30 protein-coding genes and 1 pseudogene are annotated in these 26,107 nt (G+C 69.1%); 18 read left to right on the top strand and 13 right to left on the bottom strand.

Annotated elements, in window-relative coordinates; genetic code table 11:
- Positions 1-42: 42 nt before the first annotated feature.
- A pseudogene (pip, locus tag AB0K73_RS09515) lies at positions 43-993 on the top strand (prolyl aminopeptidase); the annotation flags it as partial.
- Between the two features lie 294 nt (positions 994-1,287).
- Positions 1,288-2,169, top strand: a complete 882-nt coding sequence (locus AB0K73_RS09510) for a neutral zinc metallopeptidase (protein WP_360517485.1) — start codon at positions 1,288-1,290, stop codon at positions 2,167-2,169.
- A gap of 16 nt (positions 2,170-2,185) precedes the next feature.
- On the opposite strand, the gene AB0K73_RS09505 is transcribed toward AB0K73_RS09510, so the two are convergent.
- Together AB0K73_RS09505 and AB0K73_RS09500 are read right to left on the bottom strand one after the other, a co-directional pair.
- Positions 2,186-2,881, bottom strand: coding sequence for an alpha/beta hydrolase (locus AB0K73_RS09505; protein WP_360517482.1), 696 nt, complete (start codon positions 2,879-2,881; stop codon positions 2,186-2,188).
- Between the two features lie 80 nt (positions 2,882-2,961).
- Entirely contained in the window at positions 2,962-3,930 is a 969-nt protein-coding gene (locus tag AB0K73_RS09500) for an EamA family transporter (protein ID WP_360517479.1), read from the bottom strand.
- A 170-nt stretch (positions 3,931-4,100) separates the two neighbouring features.
- On the opposite strand from AB0K73_RS09500, the gene AB0K73_RS09495 reads away from it, so the two are divergent.
- The 4 genes from AB0K73_RS09495 (at position 4,101) to AB0K73_RS09480 (ending at position 7,760) form a co-directional block, all read left to right on the top strand.
- Positions 4,101-5,144 (top strand): zinc-dependent alcohol dehydrogenase family protein, encoded by a 1,044-nt coding sequence (locus AB0K73_RS09495; protein ID WP_360517476.1) that lies wholly within the window; start codon positions 4,101-4,103, stop codon positions 5,142-5,144.
- Between the two features lie 106 nt (positions 5,145-5,250).
- Positions 5,251-5,832 (top strand): dihydrofolate reductase family protein, encoded by a 582-nt coding sequence (locus AB0K73_RS09490; RefSeq protein ID WP_360517473.1) that lies wholly within the window; start codon positions 5,251-5,253, stop codon positions 5,830-5,832.
- 31 nt (positions 5,833-5,863) lie between these two features.
- Complete coding sequence (locus AB0K73_RS09485) at positions 5,864-6,889, top strand: PHP domain-containing protein (protein WP_360517470.1); 1,026 nt, start codon at positions 5,864-5,866, stop codon at positions 6,887-6,889.
- 4 nt (positions 6,890-6,893) lie between these two features.
- On the top strand, positions 6,894-7,760 hold the full coding sequence (locus AB0K73_RS09480) for a hypothetical protein (protein WP_360517467.1): 867 nt from the start codon (positions 6,894-6,896) through the stop codon (positions 7,758-7,760).
- 3 nt (positions 7,761-7,763) lie between these two features.
- Here AB0K73_RS09480 and AB0K73_RS09475 read toward each other — a convergent pair whose 3' ends face one another.
- From AB0K73_RS09475 to AB0K73_RS09460, 4 genes are all read right to left on the bottom strand, one after another.
- Positions 7,764-7,976, bottom strand: a complete 213-nt coding sequence (locus tag AB0K73_RS09475; RefSeq protein WP_360517464.1) for a hypothetical protein — start codon at positions 7,974-7,976, stop codon at positions 7,764-7,766.
- Between the two features lie 82 nt (positions 7,977-8,058).
- Entirely contained in the window at positions 8,059-8,361 is a 303-nt protein-coding gene (locus tag AB0K73_RS09470; RefSeq protein WP_360517461.1) for an antibiotic biosynthesis monooxygenase family protein, read from the bottom strand.
- Positions 8,358-8,561 carry a hypothetical protein gene (locus AB0K73_RS09465; RefSeq protein ID WP_360517458.1) on the bottom strand — a complete coding sequence of 68 codons (204 nt, stop codon included), beginning with the start codon at positions 8,559-8,561 and terminating at the stop codon, positions 8,358-8,360. The genes AB0K73_RS09470 and AB0K73_RS09465 overlap by 4 nt, the downstream gene beginning before the upstream one ends.
- A gap of 41 nt (positions 8,562-8,602) precedes the next feature.
- The gene (locus AB0K73_RS09460) at positions 8,603-9,085 is read right to left on the bottom strand and encodes a DUF892 family protein (protein ID WP_360517455.1); all 483 of its coding nucleotides are present in this window, start codon (positions 9,083-9,085) and stop codon (positions 8,603-8,605) included.
- A gap of 211 nt (positions 9,086-9,296) precedes the next feature.
- Between AB0K73_RS09460 and AB0K73_RS09455 the strand changes: the two genes are divergently transcribed.
- Positions 9,297-10,226, top strand: a complete 930-nt coding sequence (locus AB0K73_RS09455; protein WP_360517452.1) for a helix-turn-helix domain-containing protein — start codon at positions 9,297-9,299, stop codon at positions 10,224-10,226.
- Here AB0K73_RS09455 and AB0K73_RS09450 read toward each other — a convergent pair.
- A complete protein-coding gene (locus AB0K73_RS09450; protein ID WP_360517449.1) occupies positions 10,216-10,578 on the bottom strand; it encodes an ATP-dependent DNA ligase in 363 nt (120 codons plus the stop codon). The genes AB0K73_RS09455 and AB0K73_RS09450 overlap by 11 nt on opposite strands.
- Positions 10,579-10,921: 343 nt before the next feature.
- Here AB0K73_RS09450 and AB0K73_RS09445 point away from each other — a divergent pair, with 343 nt between their 5' ends.
- Entirely contained in the window at positions 10,922-11,500 is a 579-nt protein-coding gene (locus tag AB0K73_RS09445; protein WP_360517446.1) for a hypothetical protein, read from the top strand.
- 132 nt (positions 11,501-11,632) lie between these two features.
- On the opposite strand, the gene AB0K73_RS09440 is transcribed toward AB0K73_RS09445, so the two are convergent.
- Both AB0K73_RS09440 and AB0K73_RS09435 read right to left on the bottom strand, forming a co-directional pair.
- Entirely contained in the window at positions 11,633-12,136 is a 504-nt protein-coding gene (locus tag AB0K73_RS09440) for a hypothetical protein (RefSeq protein WP_360517443.1), read from the bottom strand.
- The gene (locus tag AB0K73_RS09435; RefSeq protein WP_360517440.1) at positions 12,136-12,690 is read right to left on the bottom strand and encodes a sigma-70 family RNA polymerase sigma factor; all 555 of its coding nucleotides are present in this window, start codon (positions 12,688-12,690) and stop codon (positions 12,136-12,138) included. The genes AB0K73_RS09440 and AB0K73_RS09435 overlap by 1 nt, the downstream gene beginning before the upstream one ends.
- A 230-nt stretch (positions 12,691-12,920) precedes the next feature.
- On the opposite strand from AB0K73_RS09435, the gene AB0K73_RS09430 reads away from it, so the two are divergent.
- Together AB0K73_RS09430 and AB0K73_RS09425 are read left to right on the top strand one after the other, a co-directional pair.
- A complete protein-coding gene (locus AB0K73_RS09430; RefSeq protein WP_360517437.1) occupies positions 12,921-13,919 on the top strand; it encodes a TerC family protein in 999 nt (332 codons plus the stop codon).
- Positions 13,920-13,936: 17 nt separating this feature from the next.
- Positions 13,937-14,215 (top strand): helix-turn-helix domain-containing protein, encoded by a 279-nt coding sequence (locus tag AB0K73_RS09425; protein ID WP_360517434.1) that lies wholly within the window; start codon positions 13,937-13,939, stop codon positions 14,213-14,215.
- Between the two features lie 14 nt (positions 14,216-14,229).
- Here AB0K73_RS09425 and AB0K73_RS09420 read toward each other — a convergent pair whose 3' ends face one another.
- From AB0K73_RS09420 to AB0K73_RS09410, 3 genes are all read right to left on the bottom strand, one after another.
- The gene (locus AB0K73_RS09420; RefSeq protein ID WP_360517431.1) at positions 14,230-15,009 is read right to left on the bottom strand and encodes a PspA/IM30 family protein; all 780 of its coding nucleotides are present in this window, start codon (positions 15,007-15,009) and stop codon (positions 14,230-14,232) included.
- Positions 15,006-15,626 carry a hypothetical protein gene (locus tag AB0K73_RS09415; RefSeq protein ID WP_360517428.1) on the bottom strand — a complete coding sequence of 207 codons (621 nt, stop codon included), beginning with the start codon at positions 15,624-15,626 and terminating at the stop codon, positions 15,006-15,008. The genes AB0K73_RS09420 and AB0K73_RS09415 overlap by 4 nt, the downstream gene beginning before the upstream one ends.
- 192 nt (positions 15,627-15,818) lie before the next feature.
- A complete protein-coding gene (locus AB0K73_RS09410; RefSeq protein WP_360517425.1) occupies positions 15,819-17,468 on the bottom strand; it encodes a CocE/NonD family hydrolase in 1,650 nt (549 codons plus the stop codon).
- 323 nt (positions 17,469-17,791) lie between these two features.
- Here AB0K73_RS09410 and AB0K73_RS09405 point away from each other — a divergent pair, with 323 nt between their 5' ends.
- The 8 genes from AB0K73_RS09405 (at position 17,792) to AB0K73_RS09370 (ending at position 25,265) form a co-directional block, all read left to right on the top strand.
- On the top strand, positions 17,792-18,421 hold the full coding sequence (locus AB0K73_RS09405; protein WP_360517422.1) for an MEDS domain-containing protein: 630 nt from the start codon (positions 17,792-17,794) through the stop codon (positions 18,419-18,421).
- Positions 18,422-18,466: 45 nt separating this feature from the next.
- Complete coding sequence (locus tag AB0K73_RS09400; RefSeq protein WP_360517419.1) at positions 18,467-19,381, top strand: helix-turn-helix transcriptional regulator; 915 nt, start codon at positions 18,467-18,469, stop codon at positions 19,379-19,381.
- 165 nt (positions 19,382-19,546) lie between these two features.
- Positions 19,547-20,773 (top strand): epoxide hydrolase N-terminal domain-containing protein, encoded by a 1,227-nt coding sequence (locus AB0K73_RS09395; protein ID WP_360517416.1) that lies wholly within the window; start codon positions 19,547-19,549, stop codon positions 20,771-20,773.
- 149 nt (positions 20,774-20,922) lie between these two features.
- Entirely contained in the window at positions 20,923-21,999 is a 1,077-nt protein-coding gene (locus AB0K73_RS09390) for an alpha/beta hydrolase (RefSeq protein ID WP_360517413.1), read from the top strand.
- 5 nt (positions 22,000-22,004) lie between these two features.
- Positions 22,005-22,928, top strand: coding sequence for an NADP-dependent oxidoreductase (locus AB0K73_RS09385; protein ID WP_360517410.1), 924 nt, complete (start codon positions 22,005-22,007; stop codon positions 22,926-22,928).
- A 65-nt stretch (positions 22,929-22,993) separates the two neighbouring features.
- The gene (locus AB0K73_RS09380) at positions 22,994-23,596 is read left to right on the top strand and encodes an NADPH-dependent FMN reductase (RefSeq protein WP_360517407.1); all 603 of its coding nucleotides are present in this window, start codon (positions 22,994-22,996) and stop codon (positions 23,594-23,596) included.
- Between the two features lie 74 nt (positions 23,597-23,670).
- Positions 23,671-24,153, top strand: a complete 483-nt coding sequence (locus AB0K73_RS09375) for a carboxymuconolactone decarboxylase family protein (protein WP_360517404.1) — start codon at positions 23,671-23,673, stop codon at positions 24,151-24,153.
- Between the two features lie 29 nt (positions 24,154-24,182).
- The gene (locus tag AB0K73_RS09370) at positions 24,183-25,265 is read left to right on the top strand and encodes a redoxin domain-containing protein (protein WP_360517401.1); all 1,083 of its coding nucleotides are present in this window, start codon (positions 24,183-24,185) and stop codon (positions 25,263-25,265) included.
- A 33-nt stretch (positions 25,266-25,298) separates the two neighbouring features.
- On the opposite strand, the gene AB0K73_RS09365 is transcribed toward AB0K73_RS09370, so the two are convergent.
- Positions 25,299-25,943, bottom strand: a complete 645-nt coding sequence (locus AB0K73_RS09365; protein ID WP_360517398.1) for a GNAT family N-acetyltransferase — start codon at positions 25,941-25,943, stop codon at positions 25,299-25,301.
- Positions 25,944-26,107 lie beyond the last annotated feature (164 nt).

The raw sequence follows: 26,107 nt of genomic DNA, 5'->3' as shown, positions 1-26,107 counted from the left end.
GGCGCGGTGGCGGGGCATCCGCCGTTCGTTTACCGTGTGGACATGAGAGACCTGTATCCGGAGATCGAGCCGCTCGAGACGGGCATGCTCGATGTGGGGGACGGCCAGCACATCTACTGGGAGGTCTCGGGCAACCGCGAGGGCAAGCCGGTCGTGTTCCTGCATGGCGGGCCCGGGGGCGCGACGAGTCCCGTGCACCGTCGCCTGTTCGATCCCGAGCGCTACCGCATCGTGCTGTTCGACCAACGCGGATGCGGATTCTCGATCCCGCACGCGAGCGAGCCCGAAGTCGACATGTCGGCGAACACCACCTGGCACCTCGTCGCGGACATGGAGCGGCTGCGCGAGCACCTGAGCATCGACCGCTGGCAGGTCTTCGGTGGTTCGTGGGGGAGCGCGCTCGCGCTCGCGTACGCCGAGACGCACCCCGAGCGGGTCACCGAACTCGTGCTGCGCGGCATCTTCACGCTGCGCCGCCAGGAGCTCGACTGGTTCTACGAGGGCGGCGCCGCCGCGGTGTTCCCTGACCTCTGGGAGGAGTTCATCGCGCCGATTCCCCTGCTCGACCGCAGTCATCTCATCGAGGCGTACGGGCGGCTGCTCCAGCATCCGAATCCCGAGGTGCACCAGTCGGCCGCGGTCTCGTGGTCGCGCTGGGAGGCATCGACGATCACGCTGCTGCCCCAGGCCGACACCATCGCCCGCTTCACCGAACCGGAGTACGCCACGGCCTTCGCCCGCATCGAGAACCACTACTTCCGGCACGGCGGCTGGTGGGAGGAGGGGCAGCTCATCCGTGACGCGACGCGACTCGCAGGCATCCCCGCCGTCATCGTGCAGGGCCGGTACGACGTGTGCACGCCCACGATGACCGCGTGGGAGCTGCATCGCGCGTGGCCCGAGGCGGAGTTCCACATCATCCAGGACGCCGGACATGCATTCGACGAACCGGGCATCCTCGATGCGCTCATCCGCGCGACCGACCGGTTCGCCGGCCACGAGGGCTCGGACCCGGAGGACGGCGAGGCGGCCGACGCGGTCGGCGCAGCGGATGAGGACGCCGGTGATGAGGCCGACGCTGCGAGGGGCGACGGTGACGAGGACGCCGGTGACGAAGACGACGACGACGAAGACGACGACGACGACGACGACGAAGACGACGACGACGACGGCGACGCGGAGGGGCATGACGAAGAAGCCGAACCCGATTCCGACGACGTTGTCAACCGGTCGGCCGAACCGGGGCCTCGGCGGTCTTCCTACCGCTCTCCCGAGTAGCGTCGGAACATGACGTTCAACCCGGACTCGGACATCAGCGGCGGCAAGGCATCCCATCGCGGACGGAACACCGGCCTCGCCATCGGCGGCGGCGGCATCGGCGTGGTCGCGATCTTCCTGCTCTCGCAGTTCCTGGGTGTCGACCTGTCGGGACTCCTCGGCGGAGGCGGGGGCCAGCCTGCGGCCGATGACACTGCCCTCGAGCAGTGCCTCACGGGACAGGACGCGAATGAGCGCATCGAATGCCGGATGCAGGGCGCGTCGGCCTCGCTCGAGGACTACTGGCAGGCGGAGGGTCCGAACATCGGCGTGGATTACGTGGGGCCGCAGAACTTCATCCTCTTCGAGCAGTCGGTATCGACGGCCTGCGGCAACGCCTCATCGGCGACGGGCCCGTTCTACTGTCCGCCCGACCAGACGATCTACATCGACACGAGCTTCTACGACCAGCTCGAGAGCCGGTTCGGCGCGAGTGGCGGTCCCCTCGCGGAGATGTACGTGGTCGCACACGAGTGGGGCCATCACGTGCAGAACATCGCGGGCGTGCTCGAACGCGCGCAGGACGGCCAGACCGGTCCGACGTCGAACGCGGTCCGCGTCGAACTGCAGGCCGATTGCTTCGCCGGATCGTGGGCGGCGGCGGCGTCGCAGACCGAGGATGAGCAGGGCGTGCCGTTCCTGCAGCCGATCACGCGCGACGAGTACACCCAGGCGATCGACGCCGCGGCGGCCGTCGGCGACGACAGCATCCAGGAGGCGACGCAGGGCCAGGTGAACCCGCACACGTTCACGCACGGCACGAGTGAGCAGCGCGTGCGATGGTTCGAAGCGGGCTACGAGCAGGGTGCCGGTGCCTGCGACACGTTCTCGATCGACGGCTCGCAGCTCTGAGCCGCGCGGCCCGCGGTCAGGAGATCGCGGCGACGATCGCCTGCCCGAGCTGCACGGGCTTCGTGAACTGCGGCCAGTGGCCGGTGGGCAGGTCGACGTAGTCGACGTGCTTCATCTTGGCCAATTCGCGGGTGAACGGTGAGCCGGCCGCGATCCACTCGGTGAGCGCGGCGCTCGGGAACTCGCAGGCGATGATCGTGATCGGCACGTCGTAGCGCCGATCGTCGCGGAGCTCGATGCCGTCGTACGCGACACCCTTCGGCTCGGGGATGGCGCGGGCCCGGAAGGCCGCCCGGAGACCGTCGTCGAGGTCGACGAGATCGGCCTCCTCGAACTCCGACCAGTCGGGAAGCGGGATCTCGCCGTCGACCACGGGCAACTCGTCGTTGATCGAGTCGCCTTCGGCGAGCGGCCCGGCGTCGACGTAGACGACCCGCGCGATGCGGTCGGGCCGTGCATCGGCGACGCCGTGCGCGATGGCACCGCCGCCCGAGTGACCCACGAGCACGACCGAGCCCGAGAAGCCGTCGACGACGCGCACGACCGCGTCGATGTGATCGCGGAGGCCGATGCCCGACCGGTCGGCGCCGGCCGACTCGAGGCCCGGCAGCGTCAGCGGGTGCACGCGATGGCCGGCCTGCTCGAGGAGCGGTGTCACCTCCTGCCACGAGGAGGCGTCGAGCCAGAATCCGGGGATGAGGATGACGTCCATAGAGGCACGTTACCGACGGCCCCCGACATCCGCTGGGCCCCCGATCTCCGCTCCGACCCGGCCGGGCCGGGCCGGGCCGGTCAGGCGAGCACCGGCCGAGGCGTTCGCCGCAGGCCCCCGATTGCGAGCACCGTGATGCCGGTCGCCAGCACGAGCAGACCCGCCACGGCGCCGACGCCGAGCGTCTCCCCGAGCACCGCGACGCCGAGGATCCCGGCGGTCAGCGGTTCGGCGAGCGTGAGTGTCGACACCGTCGCCGGCGCGAGTCCGCGCAGTCCCGCCCCGAACAGCAGGTAGGCGAGCGTCGTCGTGACGAGGCCGAGCCAGAGCGCCATGGCGAGGCCCGGCCCGGTCGCGAGCCATGCGGCATCCGTGGTCGCGAGCAGCGGCAGGCTCACGATGGCTGCACCGCCGAAGAGCGCGCCCATGCTGCCCGTGGGCGTCCAGCCGCGGTCGAGGAGCGCCTTCGCCGCGAGCGTGTAGACGGCGTACGAGGTGCCCGCACCGAGGGAGGCGAGGAGCCCGAGCGGATCGATGGCCGCCTGGCCCGGATCGGTGGCTGCCGCGAGAAGGCCGACGCCCGCGGTCGCGATTCCGGTGGCGACGAGCCACCGGTGACCCGGGTAGCGGCGGCGCAGCACCCAGTCGAGTCCGCCGGTGAGCACCGGTGCCGACCCGAGCGCCACGACCGTGCCGACCGCGACGCCGTTGGCCGCGGTCCCCGCGAAGAAGGCGGGCTGATAACCGAGCACGCCCGCCGCGCCGATGCCGACGATGAGCCATGAGGGCAGCGGATGCCGCAATCCGACGGCCGACGATCCGACGGCCGACGAGCCGGCGCCGGGCGTCGAGGCGGCGGATGTCCCGATCGCACCGCGCCGACGCCCGGCGACGTAGATGGCGAGCGCGACGAGTCCGAGCGCGCCGCCGCCGATGAGGATGCGCGCCGCCCCGACCGACGCGGCACTCGCGTCGGGGCCGAGGGCCTGCGCCGTGCCCGTGGTGCCGAAGCACACCGAGGCGAGCAGCACGGCCGTCACGAATCGCATGCGATATTGTTACACAATCTCGACGACACCGGCAGAGCGGGCTCGCACGCCCTCGCAGGCGGGTAGGCTCGCGGATGTCGCAGACGACCGGTCACGGGGGAGTTCGGCTTTCGCGACATCCGCGATGTCCTGAGCTCGTCGAAGGATCGACCCCGAACCGGAGGACCCCTGTGCGTGCCGTTCTCTTCACCGAATTCGGCAAGGCGCCGGTGCTCGCGGAGGTGCCCATGCCCGCGTGTCCCCCGCGCGGCGCCGTCATCCGCGTCCGTGCCACGGGCGTGTGCCGAAGCGACTGGCACGCCTGGATGGGCCACGACGAGAGCGTCGCGCTGCCGCACGTGCCGGGCCATGAGTTCGCCGGTGAGATCGCCGAAGTCGGACGCGAGGTGCCCGAGGAGGCAGGGTGGAGCGTCGGCGACCGCGTGACGGCGCCGTTCATCTGCGCCTGCGGCCGCTGCCCCGAATGCCGGTCGGGCAACGAGCAGGTGTGCGACGCGCAGTCGCAGCCGGGCTTCACGCACTGGGGCTCGTTCGCCGAGTACGTCGTCATCGACGAGGCGGCGCTCAACCTCATCCGGCTCCCTGAGGGGCTCGGCTTCGTCGAGGCCGCATCGCTCGGATGCCGCTTCGCCACCGCCTACCGGGCGATCGTGTCGCGCAGCCGACTCGCTCCCGGCGAGCAGATCGCGGTGCACGGATGCGGCGGGGTCGGCCTCTCGGCCATCATGATCGCCGTGGCCGCAGGGGTGACCGTCTACGGGGTGGATGTCTCCGACGCCGCGCTCGAGGCCGCAGAGAAGCTCGGGGCGGTGCCCGTGCGCGGGGGCGAGGGGGCGGCCGCGCGCATCCTCGAGGCATCCGGCGGCGGCGTCGACGTGTCGGTCGACGCGTTCGGCAGCGGCGAGACCGCGCTCGCCTCGGCGCGCAGCCTCAAGAAGCGGGGGCGCCACGTGCAGGTCGGGCTGATGTTCGGCGACAGCGCCATGGCCGCGATGCCCATGGACGCGGTCATCGCCGGCGAGCTCGAGATCCTCGGCAGCCACGGCATGGCCGCCCACGAGTACCCATCGATGCTCAGCGCGGTGGCGTCGGGCGACTTCCGTCCGATCGAGCTCGTGGGCCGGCGCATCACGCTCGACCAGGTGCCCGAGGCGCTCGCCGCGATGGGCACGTCGGGCGGCTCCGGCTCGGGGATGACGGTCGTCGAGCTGTAGCGGCATCCGTCGCGGCGTTCTCGATGGGTTGGGGTTGTCGAACATCGATGTTCAAGTTAGCCTGCCACCCGAACCCGGTTGTTCGAAACGGCAGGAGGCACATACGATGCCTGAACTCACGGTCGACTTCATCACCTCCCTCGACGGCTTCGGTGCTGCCGAAGGCTGGCCTGGCTTCTGGGGCATGGAAGGCCCCGAGTACCTCGGCTGGCTGGCGGACTCGCCAGAGCGCGACCATCCCGCCCTGATGGGAGCCAACACCTACCGGCTGATGTCGGGGCTCGCCGAGCAGTATCCCGACGAAGCCGGCATGGCGGAGCTCGCGGAGATGCCGAAGGTGGTGTTCTCCTCGACGGTTCAGGAGCCGTTGGCCTGGCCCAACACCCAGCTCGTCTCCGGCGACGCGATCGAGGCGGTGCGGGCAATGAAACGGGACGGAACCCGGCCGCTGCGAACGCTCGGCAGCGTGTCGCTGTGCCGGTCGCTGCTCATGGCGGGCCTGGTCGATCGGTTCCGGGTCGTGGTGTTTCCGGTGATCACCGGCGCCACCGGCCAGGATCGGATCTACGACGGCTATCCCGACGTGGCCCTCGAACTCGTCGACCACCGGCTCTTCGACGGGCGCCTGCAACTGCTCGAGTACGTCCCGACCGTGCTCGCCGGACCGCCAGGAGAACATCCCGTGTGACGGATGCCCCGGGGCGGGCCAGAATGGGCAGATGGATCCGGTGGCCGCGCTCGAGGAGATCGCGTTCCTGCTCGAACGCGATCGCGCCTCATCGTTCAAGTCGAAGGCGTTCCGGCGGGCCGCCGATGTCATCGGCGAGTACTCGGCCGACGAGCTCGCGGCCCGCGTGCGCGACGGTCGCCTGAAGCGCACCAAGGGCATCGGCGACACCACGTACACGGTCATCGCCGAGGCGGTCGGCGGCGAGGTGCCCGCCTACCTGGTCGAGTTGCGCGCCCGAATCGGCCCGGCCGTCGCCCCCGGAACGGACGGGCTGCGGGGCCGGCTCCGCGGCGACCTGCACGCGCACTCCGACTGGTCCGACGGCACCACCACCATCGCGACCATGGCGCGCGCTGCGAACCTCATGGGGCTCGAGTACCTGGTGCTCTCCGACCACTCGCCGAGCCTCCGGGTCGCGAACGGGCTCAGCACTGAGCGGCTGCTCGAGCAACTCGACGTGCTCGACGAGCTGAACGCGGGCGGCGCCGCCGGCGACCTCCGGATCCTCTCGGGCATCGAGGTCGACATCCTCCTCGACGGCGCGCTCGACCAGACCCCAGACATGCTCACCAGGGTCGACGTGGTCGTCGCGAGCGTGCACTCGAAGCTGCGCATGGAGTCGCGGGAGATGACCGAGCGGATGCTCCGGGCCATCGCCGACCCGCACACCAACGTGCTCGGCCACTGCACAGGCCGTCTCGTCGAGGGCTCCCGCGGAACGCGCCCGCAGTCGACGTTCGACGCGCGAGCGGTGTTCGCCGCCTGCGCCGAGCACGACGTCGCCGTGGAGATCAACTCGCGCCCCGAGCGGCAGGACCCGCCCGACGAGCTCATCCAGCTCGCGCTCGAGGCCGGATGCCGCTTCAGCATCGACAGCGACGCGCACGCGCCCGGGCACTTCTCGTTCCTCGAGCTGGGGGCCGCCCGAGCCGAGGCGAACGGCGTGCCCGCCGATCGCATCGTCACGACGTGGCCCGCTGAGCGCCTGCTCGAGTGGGCGGGCGCGAAGGTCTGAACGCTTGCCCGGCATCGAGGGATCACCGAGCCGGACGCGCGGGGAGCTGCTGCGCCTCGTCCGCGAGCAGGCCGGCCGCAGGCGCCCAGCCGATCTTCTCGACCAGTACCGTCGCGACGGTACTCTCGCGCCGAGCGGGCTCGACCAGCGGCTCGTGAACACCCTCGACCGGCTCGCGCTCGAGGCCGCTGAAGGCTACGACGCCGTGCTCCTCTCGCCGGTGGCGCCGCTCGGCGTCAACTCCGTGGTCGCGCCGACGTCGCAGGATCGGACGGTGACGACGACGCGCGGCTCCGAGGTCGTGTCGGATCCGACGAATGTGCTCGCACTGGAGTGCGCACGCCGCCTGCTCGACACATCGGCGGCGGAGGTCCGCCTTGCAACGGTGCACCAGACGCTGCGGGCGCAGACCGTGGCGAACGACGACGGCGCCCACTCCCGGCACTTCCGGATGCTCGCGCTCGCCGATGCGGGGCGGGGTCGTCCCGACGACGGGTTCGAGGTCGAGGCGGTCGCACGACACCTGCAGGTATACGACCGGCTGTTCGATGCGTGCGAGCGAGAGCTCGGCGTCTCATTCCCGATGCGGCGCGCCACCATCCGCGTCGACGCGCGGGGACCCGCGCTCGAGGATCGTCTCGTGCGTCGGCTGACGGAGACGCTGCCGCACGTCGAGGTGATCACCGAGCCGCTCGACTCGCGGTACTACGACGGGCTCCGCGCGGGCCTCGGTGCCGGGGGCCGTGCAGGTGGATTCGTGGAGATCGCCGACCTCGGGCGCTTCGACTGGGTGGCACAGCTCACGAACGACCGGCGCAACCGCCTCATCGCGAGCGGATTCGGGATCCAACTCGTGCCGCTGCTGTTCTGAGGCCTAACCGCGGCCGGCGGCCCGCAGGACGGCGTCGACCGTCGACTCGTCGGCGGGCAGGTGCGCCTCCTCGAGGCGCTGGCGAGCCATCGACCGGAGGTCGTCGACATGCCCGACGTCGGCGTCGCCGCGCATCTGCTCCGCGACTCCGGCGATCTTGTCGTCGATGCTCGCCTCGTCGTGCCCGTCTTCGATGGGTGCGTCCTGGGTGTCCATGCCGTCAGCGTCGCACGAGGCGCGCGCCGCCGCCGCCCCTTGACACGACGGTGCAGCGGATGCCACGGCAGCACCGCCGCGGTCAGCGCCGCTCGAACCCGCCGAGTCTCGTGCCCCGCCCCGACAGGCTCGCAAGCTCATCATCGAGGGCGTCGTACGCATCGCCGTGCTGCGCCTGGAAGCGGTCGAAGGATGCCGCGTCCCGCCAGCGGTCGATCGTGACGTACCGCCCCGGCTCGTCGGCATCGGCGAGCAGTACCACCTCGAGGAAGCCCTCGTCGCGCCGGAACAGTCGCGTCCAGTCGCCGTCGGGCCCGTACGCCTGCTCGAACGCCTCGCGCCGGCCGGGTTCCACCACGTACGTCCACACGATCTCGTAGCTCATCCGCGGACCCGAAGCTCGTTCAGCACCTCGACGAGCACGTTGGAGATGCCGTTCGCCTGGATGGCGAGTTTCGCGACCGCATCGAACGTCGCGCTCCCCGGGGTGACCTCGCCGCTGTCGGCGAGCGCGGCGATGGCCTCGGTCGTCTCCGAGGCCATCGCCTTGAGCATCTGCGCCCGTTCGATCGGGTTGATCGTCATGTGTCCATTGTGACGTGACCGGATCTCATGCGGTCACCGATTCACGCGACGAGCTTCTGCAGGGTCGCCTGCAACTCCTCGCTCGTGTGCACCTCCTGATCGAGGTTGGCACGCAGCAGGTTCACGACATCGGGCAGTCCCATCGCCGTGGCCGGCGCGATGAGGCCCTGATACGCCGAGATCTCGTAGTGCTCGTTGCCCAGTGCACTCGCGACGGCCACCTGGTCGCGGAGCTTCGGGGCACTCCGCTCGAGGAGCGACGCGGCCTGCTTCGAGATGCCCTTGGTGCTCGGCGATGGCGCCGTCGACTCCTTGAGCTCGAGCAGCCGGAAGACCGAGCTGAGGTTCTCGATCTGCTCCTTCGTCTCCTCGGCGTGGTGTCGGAAGAGCTTCTTGATCTCCGGTGACTTCGCGGCCTTCGCCAGCTCGCCGAGGGCGGCCAGGGAGTCGTTCTCCATCGTCAACGCCGTACGCAACTGGAAATGCAGCAGTTCGGTCGGGCTCGTGAGCGTTCGCTGGACCATATTCCGGTCTCCTTCCTCGGGCCCGCGGCGGATGCCGCGCGACAGGGTGACCGGCTCATCGTCACGTGCTCGCGTGCGTCACGTACAGGGGGTTGCGTCGCGCGCGGTCGCTGTGCGTCACTGAGGTTGCATCGTGCCGGATTCTACGTAAGGTAGATTTCCCGGCTGAGCCGGGAGGACCGGCAGGGTCGCCGGGGGAGGAGAGGACCGGATGAGCGGCGTGCGACGCACCTCGATGTCGCTTCGTGATCCCGATGCGGTCGAGCGCTCCCTCACCGACTCGTTTCCCGCAATCAGGTACGGTCGCGCCGACCTCGAGACCTTCCACGTCAGCGTCGATGTCGCCGAGGCGGACCGGTTCTCGATGGCCGAACTCGCGTGGGACGTCGGCGGGACGGCGACCACGGGCGCGACCGGGTTGACGGTGGTCAGCATCGCCGGGCGGTTCGACGGGGTGCACGGTCGCGAGGCCGTCGACATCCGCCACCCGTTCCTGGCCCCCGCCGAGGGGATGGACGCGAGGTGGGAGGCGCACCGCGCGACGGTCGTCGCGCTCGACCACCGCGCCGTGGAGCGCATTGCGCGAGCAGCGACGGGCAACGGCGAGTTGCGCATCCGCGGATCCGGCACTGCACCGCTCTCCCCCGAGCTTGCGGCCTACTGGAGCATGACGGTGCGCGGCATCCGCAACTCGATCGACGCCACGCCCGACCTCTTCGCACAACCCATGATCGCCACGGCCACCTTCCACCAGCTGGCGACGGCGTTCCTGCACGTCTTCCCGACGAACTGGCTCGAGACCGGCGAGGGCCGGACAGGGGGTTCGGTCGTGGTGCGGCGCGCGATCGACTTCATGCGCGAGCACATCGGCGAGCCGATCACGATGACGGATGTCGCGGCTGCGGCGTTCGTCTCCACGCGTGGGCTGCACGCGGCATTCACGCGTGAGCGTGGTGAGACCCCGATGCAGTACCTTCGCCGCATCCGGCTCGACGCCATCCGGTCGGAGCTGCTCGCCCGCGGCAGCGAGGTGACGGTCGCCGCGGTGGCACGCCGCTGGGGCTTCGCGCACCTCCCACGGTTCGCCGACCAGTACCGGCGCGAATTCGGGGAACGGCCGTCGGACACCCTCAGACGCTGACCGGCACCGATTCGCCGGGCACCGCCACCGTGTCGCGCTGTTCAGTCGGCTCCTGCAGCTCCGGCAGCTCCGGCGGTTCGGGAAGGATGACGAGGCCCCGGTTCGACGAGGCCGACTCGGCGAGCAATTCGAGCCAGGCGCGATTGAGCAGCGGCCGGCGGTTGCCCGAATAGACGAATTCCAGCGGCGTCGACGTCCCGATCCACGAGACGACCTCCGAGCGGTCGACCATGGCCGTGAACGCGAAGCTCTCGCGTCGACGGAGCTTGTTCACGACGACCGCCTGAAGGTGGGCGAGGGTTCGATCGTCGACGGGAAGCGACATCCGACCGTTGTAGATGAGCATGCCCATGGCGGGTCTCCGATGATGCTGGGGGTGGGGACGCAGCGGCGGTCGGAGCGGCGAAGTTCCCCCCCGGCTTCGACGCCTCGACCACGGCTGTGGAGGCACGATAAGCAGGTTGCGGGCGCTACGAAGAGCCGATGGCGAGGATGTTTCCGGAATCGGATCGTCCTCGACCGAATGAGGATCATGGTGATCCCCGGAGCGGTGGCGACCGGGGCCATTGCTCGACAGCTTCCCTCGATCTCGAATGTTCCGCACGCGCAATGCGTCTCAACTCCGCTCGGATCGTTGCATCCGACCGCGTGCGTGCGATTTCATCCAGCTAGATCGTCCGGGGAAGGGAAGTCGAATGCGTCGAAGGATCGCTGCCGTCACCACTGCGCTCGTCTCAGCTGCAGGGCTCGCATTGACCGGGGGAGCCCCGGCACTCGCCGCGCCGGATCGGGGCACCACGAACCACTGCTGGGTCGACGGGGTCACCCAGGAGAGCCTGTGCGTCGAGCCCGGCGCCGATCTCGTCGCCGAAGTCCTCCGGCAGAAGGGCGTGCAGATCGCGGCGCCCGAAGGGACCACGATCGGTGGCAAGCCGTTCCGGGCAGCGGAGTACGGCGCCGCCGACGCTCGGTCGGGCGTGGTCGCGCAGGCGGCCTACGTCGTGAGCATCGTGTACGACAACATCAACTACGGCGGCGGCTCGGCCATCATCACGGGGGTGTCCACGGGATGCTCCAGCTACGCCTACGGGTACACGAGCCTCGGAGCCATCGGTTGGAGCGGTCGGGTCTCCTCGTTCCGGAGCTTCCTCAACTGCCGCACCGCAGTGTTCGACGACGAGAACTACGGCGGTTCGGCCTACGGGTACGTGTCCAACGCGAGCCAGCTCGGCAGCATGAACGACCGGGCGGATTCCTGGCGGGTCGCTCGCTAGCGGGTGACGCGACGGGGAGAACGGCGACGGGGGGACGCCGTCCTCGGGAGAGGGAGGGCAGGCTGGGGGGCCGCCCTCCCTTTCCCATGTCGTCCATGTCGTCGCGCGCTCGCTCGCGGACCGCTGAACCGGTCATTCGCGCCAGGGGGAGAGGCCGACCTCGCGGCAGAGCGCGTCGCCCGGCCGGCCCGCCTCGACGGGGAACACGGCGACGATGCCGTCGAGCCGGAGGCAGGCCGTGAGGTCGGGCACGTCGTAGGTCACCCCGTCGACGGGAGGCTGGGTGGCGTGCGGGCCGACGGCACCGATACGCCACACCGCGGTGCAGAGCTCGATCGGGTCCACGCCACGGTGCAGGAGCGAACCGTCGGGCGCCTCGGCGTCGGGCGCGCCGACCGTGACGAAGGGGGACGACGCATCGGCCTCGGCGTGGCAGTAGGCCGCATTGGTTCGGAGCGCGGCGTCGGCGAGCGCGACCCAGGCGGCCCCGATGCCGCCGATCGCGAGCGCACCGATCACGCCGCCGGTGGCGACCCGCCGGCGGATGGTTCTGACCCGCTCGTGCCGCATCGCCCTCGCGACGAGTCGGCGGCCCAGCTCCTCGTACTCCTGCAGTGACGGTTCGACGTCGATCATCACCCCTCCTCCCCCAGGTAGGCGGCGGCATCCGCTCGGACGGCGGCGCGAGCGCGGCCGAGCCGGTTGCGTATCACCGCATGACTCGTCTGCAGTCGGGCCGCGGCCTCTTTGTACGTCAGCCCCTCGACGACGCACAGCTGGAGGATCGCCCGGTCGATCGGCCCGAGCTTGGCGATGGATGCCTCGATGACCTCGATGAACCGTCGATGCGCCACGATCCGTTCGGGGTCGCTGCCTCCGGCGAGCTCGCCGCGATCGTTCAGCGAGTCCGCGGATCGTCGTGTGTTGTGCCGTCGCCGGTTCATGCCGAGGTAGCGCACGGAGACGAGGAGCCACGGGAGCACGGTCTCCCCGTGGATCTCGACCTTCCGCCGCTTCTTCCAGAGCAGCAGGAAGACGTCCTGCATGAGTTCCTCCGCATCGGGGCGCGATTCGACGGTCGAGAAGGCACGCGCGTAGACGACCCGGCTGTAGCGCTCGTAGAGCACGGTCAGCGCGGACGTGTCGCCCTGGGCCATCCGGCCGAGCAGGGCGAGGTCGTCTGTCGACATGCCCCTCCGATTCCTTGCGCTCACTGGGGGATGTCCGGAGCCTCGGCAATCGTCTCGGATTGCGCCGGAGGTGGAAGCGACCCTCGCGTCGATCGTGCCGCATCTGCGCTCGCCCTGAGCGCAGCAGGCGTGCAGACCCTTCGGGTTCCTTCCGATTACCTGTGAAGTTCACTTCACGTATCAATTGGACACGTGAAGCATGCTTCACTGATGCGAAGGAAAGGAGAATCGTGGACGTCCCACTCTGGGCATGGCTCGCCGTGCTCGCCGTCATCGTCGTGATGCTCGTCATCGACCTGGTCGCGCATCGTTCGGCGCACGAGATCGGACTCCGGGAGGCGGCCGGTTGGTCGGTGTTCTGGGTGCTCTCGGGTCTCGTCTTCGGCGTGATCATCTGGAGCCTGTTCGGAGCCGAGTTCGGCCAGCAGTACTTCGCGGGCTTCGTCATCGAGAAATCGCTCGCCGTCGACAACGTCTTCGTCTGGGCGATCATCTTCGCGAGCTTCGGGGTTCCGGCGCGCTACCAGCACCGGGTGCTGTTCCTCGGGGTCCTCGGCGCGCTCGTCTTCCGCGGCATCTTCATCGCGCTCGGCGCGGCCCTGCTCGAGAGCTTCGCGTGGGTGCTCTACGTCTTCGCCGCGCTGCTGGTGGTCACCGGCATCCAGATGCTCCGTCACCGCAACGATCACGGTGACCCCGCCAACTCACGAGTCCTGCGGGTGTTCCGCCGGTTCGTTCCGATGACCGACGTCTACCACGGCCAGAAACTCGTCACGCGTGTCGGCGGTGCCCTCGTCGCGACGCCACTCCTCGCGGTGCTCGTGCTCATCGAGGTGACCGACATCGTCTTCGCCGTCGATTCGATCCCCGCCATCTTCGCCGTCACGAGCGAGCCGTTCCTGGTGTTCACGGCGAACGCGTTCGCGATCCTCGGCCTGCGCGCGATGTACTTCCTGCTCGCCGATCTCGTGCACCGCTTCATCTACCTCAAGATCGGACTCGCTGCGATCCTCATCTGGGTGGGCGCGAAGATGGCCCTCCACGACGTGTGGAAGGTCCCGACGACCCTCTCGCTCGGCGTCATCGTCGGCATCCTCGCGGTGACCGTCGTCGCGAGCCTCATCGCCACCCGTGGGCAGGGCCGGCGACCGATGAGCGCACCGGATACCCCGATGTTCCGCGAGGCCACGGAGGAGGAGTTGGCCGAGAGCCGCGCCCGCCGCCGCTGAGACGCCACAATGAACCCATGCCGCAGTGGACGTTCCTCACGCACCATGCCCACGTGCTCCTGGAGGTGGCGAAGAATCCGGATGCCACGATCGAGCAACTCGCCTCGGCCGTCGGGGTCAGTACGAGGTCGGCCGTCACGATCCTGAACGACCTCGAGGCCACCGGATACGTCGAGCGCGAGCGACGCGGACGGCGCAACCACTACGTGCTCCACCCCGACCGTCCGCTGCGGCATCCGTCGAACTCCGCGCACACCGTCGGGGAGCTCATCGACGCCCTGAGCGACCTGGGCTGACTGCCTCCGTGCTCCTACGGCGTCGGCGAGCCCGGCCCGATACTGAGCCACTCCTCGCCGTCGTCGCGGCGGCCGGAGTCGCCGGTCGGCGCCCCGCCCGCGGCATCCTTCATCGCCTGCAGCTGCCGCTCCACTTCGGACTTGGCACTGAGCGATGCGAGCTGCTGCTCGATGTCGGCGTCGGGCGCGGCGGTGAGGTCGCGGAGCGCGCCGCTGGCGAGCAACTGGTCGGTCGCGGCGGCGCGGGCCTGCATCTGGGCGACGCGGTCGCGTGCCCGGTCGAGGCTGGTTCCGACGTCGTTCACCGTCGCGCCGATGCCGGCGACGGCCTCGTTCGCCTTCACCTGCGCCTCCGACGCGGTGTAGGTGGCCTTGATGGTCTCCTTCTCGATGCGGAACGCGGCCACCTGTTCGGCGAGTCGGCGCTCCCGCTCCTCGAGCTGAGCGGTCTGCTTCTGCATGCCCGCGTACTGCTCCTGCAGCTGGGCGACCTGGCGCTCGATCAGGGAGCGACGCTCGAGGGCGGCTCGCGCCAGGTCCTCGCGTCCTCCGGCCAGTGCCTCCTGTGCCTGGTGGGCGAGACGCTGGTAGCGCGCACCGAGCTCCTGACCCTGCAGGTCGATCCGCTTCTTCGCCGTGGCGACCTCAGCGAGGGCCTTGCGCACCTGTTGCAGGAGCTTGACCTGCTGGTCGTAGCTGTCGTCGAGCAGTTCACGAGGATCCTCGACCTTGTTGAGGGCCTTCGATGTCTTGCTGCGGAAGATCGTTCGCATCCGCGAGGTGTTGTCGCTCATGATCGGGGTCCCCTTCTCTCCAACGGTCGAGGCGATCGGCCGGCCGCGGCCGGCTCGAAGAGCGCGTCGCGTCGGTTCAGTGCGCGGAGCGCTTCGACTCCGGTGTGCAGCGCAGCGACCTCGCGGTCGACGTCGGAGCGCAGCGTGGTGAGGCTGTCGTCGGAGAGGTCGCCGAGTCCAGAGGCGACGGCCGAGCGCAGGCGACGGACGAGAGCTGCGACCTGTTCGACACGGTCGGCGGCGCCCGGGAGGTCTTCGGCCAGCACCGCGGCATCCGTCTCGCTCTCCATCAGCCGGAGCTGTCGGTCGAGGGCCTCGCCCTCCTGCCGGATGCGGCGGAAGAGCCGCGAGAGCTCACCACGTGGCCCGTCACCGCCGTCGGCGAGCTCGATCGCCGATCGGCCGCTGTCGAGCGTGTCGTGCAGCCGCACGCGAAGTCGTCGCACCCGACCGCGAGCCCCATGACTCAGGCGAGCACGGGTGCGAAGCACCGCACCGCCGACCGCACGGCTCCGGCGGAGGCGCCTGATGATCGCTCGCACGACGAGGAATGCGGTGGTCATCGCCACGACGACCATGAACAGGAATGCGAGGAACACCCACAAGAGCACCTCCACGACGACCACCTCCACGTTCCGGAGGCGGCGCTTCGCGGTGAGCGGATGTCACGGCCGGGGGCTTGTGGGCCCCCTCGACATCGTGCACCGGTGCGTCGCCATCCGGGTCGAAACACGCGATATAACGCAAACCTACGCCCACTCGGCCCCGTACGTGAGGGCTCGCATCAGATTCGCAGGACGGAAGTGCGCTCAGTCGAGGTACGGCAGCACGACCCGGGACGGATCGGCGCCCCCGAGGTGCACGCGCTGCCGACCATGATTCACGGTGTCGCGATGGCGGGCGTACACGAGCTGGGGGTGGTCCATGATGTCCCTGCCCTGCACCACCAGGACGAGCGACTCGCCCGCCTCGAAGACCGTGCCCGACGGCAGGATCTCGATCGTCACGTGCGTCGGTCCGTCCGCTTCCAGCGGCAACTCCTGCCGATGCGCGAGCACCGGCAGGAACGGCTCGGATCGCTCGGGGTCGAGCGTCCGATGTGAGGCTCGCAGCCATCCGAGCGCGACCGGGCCGTCCTCGAACTGGGCGTAGTGCGCGAACCCCACCACCTCGCCGTCGGTCCCGCGCTTGAACAACCCGACGAACAGGTCCATGTCGTCGGCATCGGGCGCAGAGACGTTGAGTTCGGCGGTCGCGTGGCCGACGAGCACCGTGCGCCGCGTGAAGGTGTACTCGAACAGCATTCGGTGGGCGCCGATGCCGCTCGAGAGTCCGTCGTACTCGACGAACGACTCCGCATCGGGCGCGGTCTCGGCGAGGGTTCCGTCGTCGCCGAGGTACAGCGGTGCGTATCGCGCCCCGGGGAGGGGCCAGGCAACCGCCGCGGCGACCTCACCCCGCCCGTCCGCCTCTCGCACCTCGTACAACACGGTCGGGCGGTCCTCCCAGTCGTTGTCGACGCCCTTGAGGAACCGATCGAAGAACAGACGCTGCCGCTCCACGTTCTCGGGACGGTAGTACTCGGCCCACTTCTTGCGCCCATGGATGTCGAGCCACTTCTGCGGCGACGCCATGCGCCGGAAGCCCTCGAGGGTGCCCCGACTATGCAGTCCCTGGTCCGACCAACTGCCGACGACCCACGCCGGCACCTCGATGCGTTCGAGCCGGGCCGCCTTGGTCTCCCAGAAGTCGTCGAAGAACGGATGCGCGGTCGTCTCCTGTTCGAGGTCCTCGATCTCGCCGGTGCTCGCGCCCCAGCGCTCCCAGATGTACGGCCAGAACGAGGTCTCGGGGATGCCGCCGTGCCGGGCCACCTCGCGATACGTGTCGCTCCACCCCTCCCACGGATTGATGGCGGCAAGGTGAGGCGGGTTCAGTTCGGCCACGCGCCACTGGGAGACCGTGAGGTACGAGACGCCCGAGAGGCCGACCTTCCCATTGCTCCACTCCTGCGTTCCCGCCCATTCGATGAAGTCCCGGAAGTCCTCGGCCTCCTCGGGCGAGCAGTACGTCGCCGGCCCGGTGGCATGCCAGGTGCCCGGGATGTCGGCGACGACGATCGCATAGCCGTGCGGGATCCAGTAGTCGGGGTCGGGGGCCTCGAACGTCGTCTTCGGGCCGATGTCCTCTGGTCGCACCCCGCTGTCGGGATAGATCACGCCGATCGGGGCGGGGTTGTGCTTGCCGTACGGCGACCAGGCGATGAGGACGGGCGCCGGCGCCCCGCCGTCGGGGCGGTAGACGTCAGCGATCACGGTGCGTCCGGCCTCGGTGGCGACCGTGACATCCCATTCGATGACCATCCCGTCGACGCGCTCGGTGCGCGGTTCGGGCGGCCGGCCGCCCCGCGACTCGGGCGTGCTGCGCGGCGGGCGGAAGAGGTACGGGGTCGACGGCATCGGCGATCCTTTCAGAGTGCGGGCCACTCGGAGTGCGGGCCACGCTAGCAGCCGGGTGGGCAAGCCGGGAGGGCTTGCACGGGCCATGGGAATGGTCGCGGCTCGATGGAGAAGATCCGGCGGCGGTGACCTCGCCTCGGACGACGCAGGCCGTACCTGATCGTTCGGTCCTTAATCCTCGTCCGACGCCTCGCGCCCTGATATCGTGTTGGCTCTACTGAGAGCTTGAGTTTTCCTCACGAGTGGCAGTGATCACAGCGCCGAACCGCCCGACGGCTCGCGATGCGACCCCCGGGCCCCCCGACCGGTGGAGGGAGATCGAAATGGCCGCGGACGAGCGCCCCACGGCGAGCGCCGTCACGTTCGCGGGCGAGGTGCTCGATCGATATCGCCACGTGTGCGCCTTCGTGAACGAGGGCGAAGCGGATGCCGTTCTCGATCCATTCATCAGGGAGGGGATCGATGGAGGCGACCGGCTGCTGTATCTGGTCGACCCGGCGGCGTCAGCAGCACCGGTCAACCGGCTTCGGCACCTCGGGTACGACGCGGGATCGCTCCTCGAGCGTCGGCAGGCCGAAGTGCGCACCTGGACCGAGACGTACCTCCGTGGCGGCCGCTTCGACCAGACCGCGATGCTGGAGCTGCTCGACGAGGTACTCGTCGGACACGACTCGCCGCGCATCCGGATGTGGTGCGACATGGGCTGGGCGGCCGATCGATCCGACGCCTCCGATCACCTCATCGAGTTCGAGGCACGAGCGAACTTCATCCACGCGCGCCACGAGCACGTCGTCATCTGTTCGTACGACGCTGCGAAGTTCGACGGCGCCTTCACCATCGACATCCTCCGCACGCATCCGCTGGTCCTGATCGGTGGGGTACTGCAGGAGAACCCGTTCTTCATTCCTCCGTCGGAGTTCTTGCAGGAGCGCAGCCTGCGGGCGGATCGCTGAGCGAACGGAGGGGACGTGGATGCAGTGTTGACCGGCGATTCTCTGATGCCGGAGCAGGATGACACTGCGGTCGCGGATTCCCGGCGGTGGCTGCGCGACCTCGGCGCACTCCTTGCGCTGCCGGCGATGTGGGTCGATCATGAGCCGATCGAGATCGCCACGGGCCTGTTGAGTGTGCTGTTCAGCGTCATCCGTCTCGATGGGGCATACGCGCGCTTCGACGACCCGCTGGGAGACGGCGGGGCGCTCGAGTCCTGGCGGCCGTCAGGGCCACGGATACCTGTCGAGCTGGGACTGGCGCTTGACGCATGCGAGACGCGGACGCCCGGTCTGACGACTTCCGAGGTCGACGCGCCGGAGCTCGGCGTGTTCAGGGTGACCCTCCTCCCGCTCGAGTTGCCATGGGAGACCGGCCTGGTGCTCGTGTCCTCCGGACGCAGCGACTTCCCGACGGCGATGGAGACGCACCTGCTGCGCGTCGCGGTGAGCCAGGCGGCGATCGCGATCCACACCGCACGTCGCCTCGCCCGCGAGCACGCGGCACGGTCCGCCGCCGAGGCCGCACTGCTCCGCCACAGCGAGCTCCTCCGATCCCTCGTCGACGATACCCATGCGTCGCTCGAGTCGATCTCGCGTCGCATCCGGGATGCCGCTCACTTCGTCGCCGACGTCGAGTCGTCATACGGAGCGGTTCGAACCAAAGTCGAGCGCGCGATCCCGAAGGCACCCTCCGACCGAGCCGATGCCGCACACGCGCGCTCGCCACTCCTCCACTTGACGCGCCGAGAGATCGAGACGCTCGGGCTGCTCGCCCAGGGCCTGAGCAACAAGGAGATCGCGGGCCTCATGTGGCTCAGCGACCGCACGGTCGAGCGACACATCACCAGCCTCTACCGCAAGATCGGCGTGGCCCGACGCAGCGAAGCGACCGCGTACGCACTCCGGCACGGCTTCGCCTAGGCCGACCTGGGGCCGGGTCGGGCCGGCGCAAGGGCTTGAGGGGTTCCCCTCATCTCTCTCGCCCATCCTCTCGGGATTGGGGGATCCAACGGACGCGCACCGGCGAGTCCCGCGAGAGATTCGAGTCGCGGGCATCCGCTGCCACGATCTCTGAAGGAGCAGGTCATGACCATCACCGAACCCAGGCCCGAGGCCGATCAAGCCGGCGACGCGACCGCCCTCCGCCCATTCACCGTCGACGTACCGCAGGACGCGATCGACGACTTGCGACGGCGCATCGCGGCGACCCGCTGGCCCACTCGGGAGCTCGTTGCCGACCGATCGCAGGGAGTGCAGTCGGCGACGATGCAGGCGCTGGCCCAGTACTGGGCGGGCGAGTACGACTGGCGACGCGGCGAGGCGCGGTTGAACGCGTTGCCGCAGTTCGTCACCGAGATCGATGGAGTGGACATCCACTTCATCCACGTGCGTTCCCAGCACGAGAACGCGTTGCCGCTGATCATGACGCATGGCTGGCCCGGCTCGGTGGTCGAGCTCCTGGAGACCGTCGGCCCGCTGACCGACCCGACCGCATACGGTGGCACCGCCGAGGATGCATTCCACCTCGTGTTGCCGTCGCTGCCGGGGTACGGCTTCTCAGGGGAGCCGACCGAGCTCGGGTGGGACTCGGCCCGCACGGCGCGCGCGTGGGCGGAGTTGATGGGGCGCCTCGGATACACCCGGTACGTAGGCCAGGGCGGCGATGTCGGTGCCCTGGTCACGGACCTGATGGGACGCCAGGCCGTCGAGGGCCTGGCCGGATACCACTTGAGCCTCCTCACGGCGGTGCTCGCGATCGGCGATCACCTGCCGAGGGAATCCGAACAGGAGCGAGCGGCGGCCGCGGCATTCGCGACCTTCAAGGAGGACGGCTTCGGCTACTTCCTCGAGATGGCCACGCGGCCGCAGACGATCGGATACTCGCTGCTGGACTCGCCCATCGGGCTGGCGGCATGGTTGCTCGACCACGACACGGACAGCTACGTCAAGATCTCGCGTGCGTTCGTCGACGGTGATCCCGTGGGCGGTCTCACCCGGGACAGCATCCTCGACAACATCACGCTCTACTGGCTGACCGGCACCGCGGACTCAGCGGCCCGGTCGTACTGGGAGGACGCGCGAGCGCTGGCCGCCTCCCTGGCGAGCGGCCAGGCGCCGCCCCCCGTCACGGTGCCGGTCGGGTTCACGACGTTCCCGGGCGAGATCTGGGCCACGCCGCGCAGCTGGGCGGAGGCGGTCTACCCCGGCCTCGCCTACTTCAACGAGGCCGAGCGGGGCGGCCACTTCGCCGCCTGGGAGGAACCGGAACTGTTCACTGCCGAGATGCGGGCCGCATTCCGCCCACTGCGTTGACGACGCAGCGTCATCGCCCGGATCCGCCGGGCGATGACGGCTTGGCGCCGTCCAGCCGCCCCTTCCCGACATGCCGACCCGACATCGGTGGTCTTCTCCCTACGCCGAGCGCCGAGATCACACACGCCAATCGAAGCAGGGAGACACCAATGAACACCGAACGTGCCGGAACGAACGGTGACGAGACATCCCCGTCAGCTGGACGCGGCGGGCTTTCTCGTCGCGGACTGATCGGCGGCGTCGCGGCCGCGACCGGCATATCGATCCTGGCCGGCGCCGCGTCGCCGGCCGCTGCTCGAAACGGTGGCCAGTACGGCTCGGCCGTCGACGCCCCGCAGCTTCCCGACGGATTCCTCGACACGTTCGAGGATCGTTTCGTCCACGCCAATGGGATCCGCCAGCACGCCGTGATCGGCGGCGACGGGCCGCCGCTGCTCCTCGTGCACGGCTGGCCGGAGAACTGGTACGCGTGGCGCTTCCTGATGCCGACGCTGGCCCAGGCCTTCACCGTCGTCGCAGTCGACCAGCGCGGTATCGGGCTGACCGACACGCCCGCCGACGGCTACGATTCCGCGACCCTCGCCGACGACCTCGCCGCGCTGATGGGGGAACTCGGCCATGACCGGTTCGCCCTGGTCGGCCACGACACCGGCTACATCATCTCGTACGCGCTGGCCGCGGATCACCGAGACCGCGTGGAGCGGATGGTGGTCGCGGAGATCCCCGGCCCTCCCGGCCTGGTCGACGAAGAACACCCTCCGCCGCCGCTGTTCCTTCCCGAGTTCCTCAACAACCGGCTCTGGCACATCCCGTTCAACCGCGTCGACGACGAGCTGATCATCAACATGGTCCGCAGCAACGCCGACGAGTTCTATCGGTACGAGTTCGCGATCCAGGGCGGCGGGCAGACGCTGCCGAACCCAGTCATCAGGTACTACGTCGATCTGTACAACCGCAACAAGGATGCGCTGCGTGCCAGCTTCGGGCTCTACCGGGCATGGGATGCCACCCTCGAGCAGAACGGCCAGCGCCAGCAGGAGAAGCTCACGATCCCGGTGCTCGGGATCGGAGGGGAGAACAGCTGGGGTCCGGCGGCGGCAGGCGGCATCTTGCCGGCCGCGATCAACGTCGAAACCGCCGTCATTCCGGGTGTCGGTCATTGGGTCGCCGAACAGGCTCCGGAGGAGATGCTCGGGCTCCTGACGTCGTTCCTCGAGGCGGCATGATGCCGATGAAGGCCATCACGGTCGCCAAGGAAGGTCTCGGCGTCGAGGCGATGACGCTGATCGACATCGATCACCCGCACGCCGCCGAGAACGACGTCATCGTTCGTGTGCACGCCGCCGGGTTCACGACCGGCGAGCTGACCTGGCCGGGTACCTGGGTCGACCGTGCCGGCCGGGACCGCACGCCCAGCGTGCCGGGCCATGAGTTGGCCGGCGTCGTCGTGGAGCTCGGCTACGGCACCAGCGGGCTCACCGTGGGGCAGCGCGTGTTCGGATTGACGGATTGGACTCGCAACGGTTCCCTGGCGGAGTTCGCCGCCGTCGAGGCGCGGAACCTCGCCCCGCTGCCCGCGAGCGTGGACTTCGTCACCGCCGCGGCAGTGCCGATCTCGGGTCTCACGTCGTGGCAGGGGTTGTTCGACCACGGACGCCTCGAGGCCGGGCAGACGGTGCTCATCCACGGGGCGGCCGGCGGTGTCGGCTCCATCGCGGTCCAGCTCGCCCACGAGGTGGGAGCACGGGTGATCGGCACCGGACGCGCCAAGGACCGGGACGCCGCGCTCGAACTCGGTGCGGACGAGTTCGTGGACCTGCAGGCCGATCGACTCGAGGCCCTCGGCCAGGTGGATCTCGTCTTCGACGTGCTCGGCGGGGAGGTCTTCGAGCAATCCCTCGGCGTCCTGCGCCCAGGAGGCCGGATCGTGACCATCGCCGGCCCGCCACCGCGGCAACCGGAGAACGGCCAGGCGATCTTCTTCGTCGTCGAGCCGGACCGCATCCGTCTCGCCGATCTGGGACGTCGTCTCCAGGATGGTCGCCTCAGACCGATCATCGGCGCGGTGCGGCCCCTTGCCGAGTCCGCGGCGGCCTTCGCGCCCGACCGGCGCGTGCAGGGGAAGACGATCATCTCCGTCGCCGGAGACCACTGAGACGCACGAAGGGAGCTCCGTCATGGCCGACGTCGCGGCGGACACCCGAGGAAGGAACTTCGCTCATGCACGCCCACAAGATCGGCTACTTCGTCGGCAGCCTCTCGAGCACGTCGATCAACCGAACGCTCTCGAAGGCCCTGCTCAAACTCGCACCGGATGACCTCGAGTTCACCGAGATCTCGATCCGCGACCTGCCGCTCTACAGCCAGGACTACGACGCGAATTTCCCGCCACCCGCGCGAGCACTCAAACAGGCGATCGAGGCATCCGACGGCATCCTCTTCGTGTCGCCGGAGTACAACCGCTCGATCCCCGGCGCCCTCAAGAACGCCATCGACTGGGGCTCCCGGCCGTGGGGATCGAACTCCTTCGCGATGAAACCCACCGGCATCATCGGCGCCTCGCCCGGCGGCATCGGAACCGCGGTGATGCAGTCCTCGATGCGGAGCGTGCTGAGCTTCCTGGATGCCCCGCAGTTGAACGCACCCGAGGCGTACATCACGTTCAGTTCCGACGTGTTCGGCGACGACGGCGAGGTCAGGAACGACGCGACGGCCGACTTTCTGCGTCACTTCATGGAGGAGTACGACGCCTTCGTGCAACGGGTGCTCGCCGTCACGGCGCCCGGACACATCGGCGACAAGCTTCCCGAGATCAGGCGTTGACAGCCGGGATGGTCATGACCAAGGCGCCGATTCGAACTTCCGCACCACGACCGGTCGGGGATGGCCGCTCCGAGGTGCGGTTCGAGAATGCGCGCTTCGATCCAGATCTCACGCCATTCCACGAGCTCGCGAAGCAGATGGCCCTTCGGTTCGGGTACACGGCGCAGCTGTCGCTGACGCCACGTCTTGCCGAACTGCTTCGGCTTCGCGTGGCCCAGCTCAATCCGTGCCCCTATTGCCTGGTCCTGCACACCCACGAGGCGGACCGAGTCGGGATCCCGTCCGAGGTGGTCGCCCATCTCGCCGGCTGGCGCGAGAGCGCCATGTTCTCGCCCGACGAGAAGGCCGCGCTCGCGTACTGCGAAGGCCTCACGACCTACGACATCGCGCGGTTCGCCGAATTGCACGATGAGCTTCGCCTCCACTTCAACGAGCAGGAGATCGCCGAGATCGCGGCGGTGATCATCAACATGAACGTCTGGACTCGCCTCAAGCTCGCCCAGGGAGCGATACCCGCAACCGACGGGGCACCGAGCGCAACGGACCAGTCCGAATGACCGAGCAACGCTTCCCTGGAGGTATCCCGATGAACGATTCGCAGAACCTGATCGACGCCGATGCCACGATGGGCTCCGATGGTCGCGCCCGCAGCGGCATCATCCGTTCCATCGCCCATTGGCTGGCGAGCGACGGCGGCGCGCTTCCCGACGAAGGGCGACTCGCCCCGTTCGACGGAGCGACGGCATGGCTCAACTCCGATCCGCTGACACCCGACGCGCTGCGCGGCCGGGTCGTGCTCGTCGACTTCTGGACGTACACGTGCGTCAACTGGATTCGGACACTTCCCTATGTCCGGGCCTGGGCCGCGAAGTACGCGGAAGCGGGCTTGACCGTGGTTGGAGTGCACACCCCCGAGTTCGGGTTCGAGGCAGACCTCGACAACGTGGCCGCACAGACCCGAAAGCTCGGCGTCGAGTACCCCGTCGTGGTCGACAGCGACTACCGGGTGTGGGGTGCCTTCGCCAACCACTTCTGGCCGGCGGTCTACATCGGCGACGCAGAGGGTCGGATCCGCCACCACCACTTCGGTGAGGGGGAGTATGCGCAGACCGAGATGGTGATCCAACGACTCCTGCTTGACGCGGGGGCTCGAGATCTCGACCAGGACCTCGTGGACGTCGAGCCCCGAGGACTCGAGGTTGCGGCCGACTGGCAATCGCTGCGATCTCCTGAGACCTACCTCGGGTACAGCCAGAGCAGCGGTTTCGCATCGGAGCGCGTCGCGGCGTTCGACCTGCCGCACGAGTACGCCGACTCGGAGCACCTGTCGCTGAACTCGTGGGATCTCTCAGGGAATTGGACCGTCGCGCGGCATGCCGCCGGCTCGAACACCCCGGGTGCGAGGGTCGCGTTCCAGTTCCACGCCCGGGACGTCAACCTCGTGATGGGCCCGCGGGCCGCCGGCTCCTCGATACCGTTCCGGGTCACGCTCGACGGCCGACCCGTGGATGACGCGCACGGAACCGATGTGACATCCGACGGTCGCGGCGTGGTTGGCGAGCAGACCACCTTCCAGCTGATCCGCCAACCGGGGCCGATCGGGAACCGAAGGTTCGAGATCGAGTTCCTCGATGCCGGCATCGAGGTGTACTGCTTCACCTTCGGTTGACGCTGACGTGCGGGCGGTCGGAGGCGCCGATCGTCAGACGACTCCGGGTGATCGCCCACTGTCGGCCTGCGGTGCCGGGTCCTGAATGAGCTTCATCGACACGAGCTCGGTGAATCCGACGCGTCGGGCGAAGCGCACCTTTCGACGCTTGTACACCGTGAAGCCGAGCTTCGCGTAGACGTGGAGTGCTGGTGCGTTGGTGTCCTTGATGTCCTCGAGCACGTACTCGCGATACTCGGGCAACGCCAGCAGGTGACGCAGCAACGCGGTCGCGACGCCGCGACCCTGGAAGGCCGGCTCGGTGGCGACGAACCCGATCTCAGCGAGCCCCGGTCGCGCGCCGTCGGAGGGGCGCATGAACCAGTTCCGGATCACCACGTATGCGAGCCCTCCGCGCACCACCCCGAGGTGACGCCGGACCTCCCGCCATCGCGGCGCGAGCAGGGTCTGGTCACCCTCGGTGAGCGAGGCGAGGCCGGCAGGCTCCCCGTCCACGAGCGCGACGTAGAACCGTTCGAGCAGCAGCATGTGCTCGAACGCGTCGGCCAGCTTGCCGGTGTCTCGCGAGAACGCGACGAAGTCATCTGCGAAGCTCCGCACGTAGACCTCGGCGATGCGGCGCCGATATCCCTCGCCGAGCTCGTCTCCCCGCTCGACCACGACCGTCGTCTCGACCATCCCATCCCCGTCCATTCCACTCGACACGTACCCGTACGGGATCGACCATATCCATTGGCTGGACGGCCTGGCGGTGACGGCCAGGGCCAGCGCACCGACGGCGACGGGTCTTACCGCCGGTGCCGCGTCGCGGTGGGGCGCCGCGGCAAAGAGGCTGCGGCCTC

Source organism: Agromyces sp. NPDC052230 (assembly GCF_040679595.1).
Lineage (GTDB): Bacteria > Actinomycetota > Actinomycetes > Actinomycetales > Microbacteriaceae > Agromyces.
This window is presented reverse-complemented; position numbering and strand designations above follow the sequence as displayed.

Bases quoted from the DNA above. Each gene is read 5' to 3' on its own strand.
- AB0K73_RS09500 (WP_360517479.1), bottom strand. From the start codon at position 3,930: ATGCGATTCGTGACGGCCGTGCTGCTCGCCTCGGTGTGCTTCGGCACC.
- AB0K73_RS09425 (WP_360517434.1), top strand. From the start codon at position 13,937: ATGCCGCAGTGGACGTTCCTCACGCACCATGCCCACGTGCTCCTGGAG.
- AB0K73_RS09475 (WP_360517464.1), bottom strand. From the start codon at position 7,976: ATGGACACCCAGGACGCACCCATCGAAGACGGGCACGACGAGGCGAGC.
- AB0K73_RS09505 (WP_360517482.1), bottom strand. From the start codon at position 2,881: ATGGACGTCATCCTCATCCCCGGATTCTGGCTCGACGCCTCCTCGTGG.
- AB0K73_RS09445 (WP_360517446.1), top strand. From the start codon at position 10,922: ATGCGTCGAAGGATCGCTGCCGTCACCACTGCGCTCGTCTCAGCTGCA.
- AB0K73_RS09470 (WP_360517461.1), bottom strand. From the start codon at position 8,361: ATGAGCTACGAGATCGTGTGGACGTACGTGGTGGAACCCGGCCGGCGC.
- AB0K73_RS09385 (WP_360517410.1), top strand. From the start codon at position 22,005: ATGAAGGCCATCACGGTCGCCAAGGAAGGTCTCGGCGTCGAGGCGATG.
- AB0K73_RS09410 (WP_360517425.1), bottom strand. From the start codon at position 17,468: ATGCCGTCGACCCCGTACCTCTTCCGCCCGCCGCGCAGCACGCCCGAG.
- AB0K73_RS09455 (WP_360517452.1), top strand. From the start codon at position 9,297: ATGAGCGGCGTGCGACGCACCTCGATGTCGCTTCGTGATCCCGATGCG.
- AB0K73_RS09365 (WP_360517398.1), bottom strand. From the start codon at position 25,943: ATGGTCGAGACGACGGTCGTGGTCGAGCGGGGAGACGAGCTCGGCGAG.
- AB0K73_RS09440 (WP_360517443.1), bottom strand. From the start codon at position 12,136: ATGATCGACGTCGAACCGTCACTGCAGGAGTACGAGGAGCTGGGCCGC.
- AB0K73_RS09405 (WP_360517422.1), top strand. From the start codon at position 17,792: ATGGCCGCGGACGAGCGCCCCACGGCGAGCGCCGTCACGTTCGCGGGC.
- AB0K73_RS09510 (WP_360517485.1), top strand. From the start codon at position 1,288: ATGACGTTCAACCCGGACTCGGACATCAGCGGCGGCAAGGCATCCCAT.
- AB0K73_RS09465 (WP_360517458.1), bottom strand. From the start codon at position 8,561: ATGACGATCAACCCGATCGAACGGGCGCAGATGCTCAAGGCGATGGCC.
- AB0K73_RS09370 (WP_360517401.1), top strand. From the start codon at position 24,183: ATGAACGATTCGCAGAACCTGATCGACGCCGATGCCACGATGGGCTCC.
- AB0K73_RS09380 (WP_360517407.1), top strand. From the start codon at position 22,994: ATGCACGCCCACAAGATCGGCTACTTCGTCGGCAGCCTCTCGAGCACG.
- AB0K73_RS09395 (WP_360517416.1), top strand. From the start codon at position 19,547: ATGACCATCACCGAACCCAGGCCCGAGGCCGATCAAGCCGGCGACGCG.
- AB0K73_RS09490 (WP_360517473.1), top strand. From the start codon at position 5,251: ATGCCTGAACTCACGGTCGACTTCATCACCTCCCTCGACGGCTTCGGT.
- AB0K73_RS09450 (WP_360517449.1), bottom strand. From the start codon at position 10,578: ATGGGCATGCTCATCTACAACGGTCGGATGTCGCTTCCCGTCGACGAT.
- AB0K73_RS09435 (WP_360517440.1), bottom strand. From the start codon at position 12,690: ATGTCGACAGACGACCTCGCCCTGCTCGGCCGGATGGCCCAGGGCGAC.
- AB0K73_RS09400 (WP_360517419.1), top strand. From the start codon at position 18,467: ATGCCGGAGCAGGATGACACTGCGGTCGCGGATTCCCGGCGGTGGCTG.
- AB0K73_RS09390 (WP_360517413.1), top strand. From the start codon at position 20,923: ATGAACACCGAACGTGCCGGAACGAACGGTGACGAGACATCCCCGTCA.
- AB0K73_RS09460 (WP_360517455.1), bottom strand. From the start codon at position 9,085: ATGGTCCAGCGAACGCTCACGAGCCCGACCGAACTGCTGCATTTCCAG.
- AB0K73_RS09420 (WP_360517431.1), bottom strand. From the start codon at position 15,009: ATGAGCGACAACACCTCGCGGATGCGAACGATCTTCCGCAGCAAGACA.
- AB0K73_RS09485 (WP_360517470.1), top strand. From the start codon at position 5,864: ATGGATCCGGTGGCCGCGCTCGAGGAGATCGCGTTCCTGCTCGAACGC.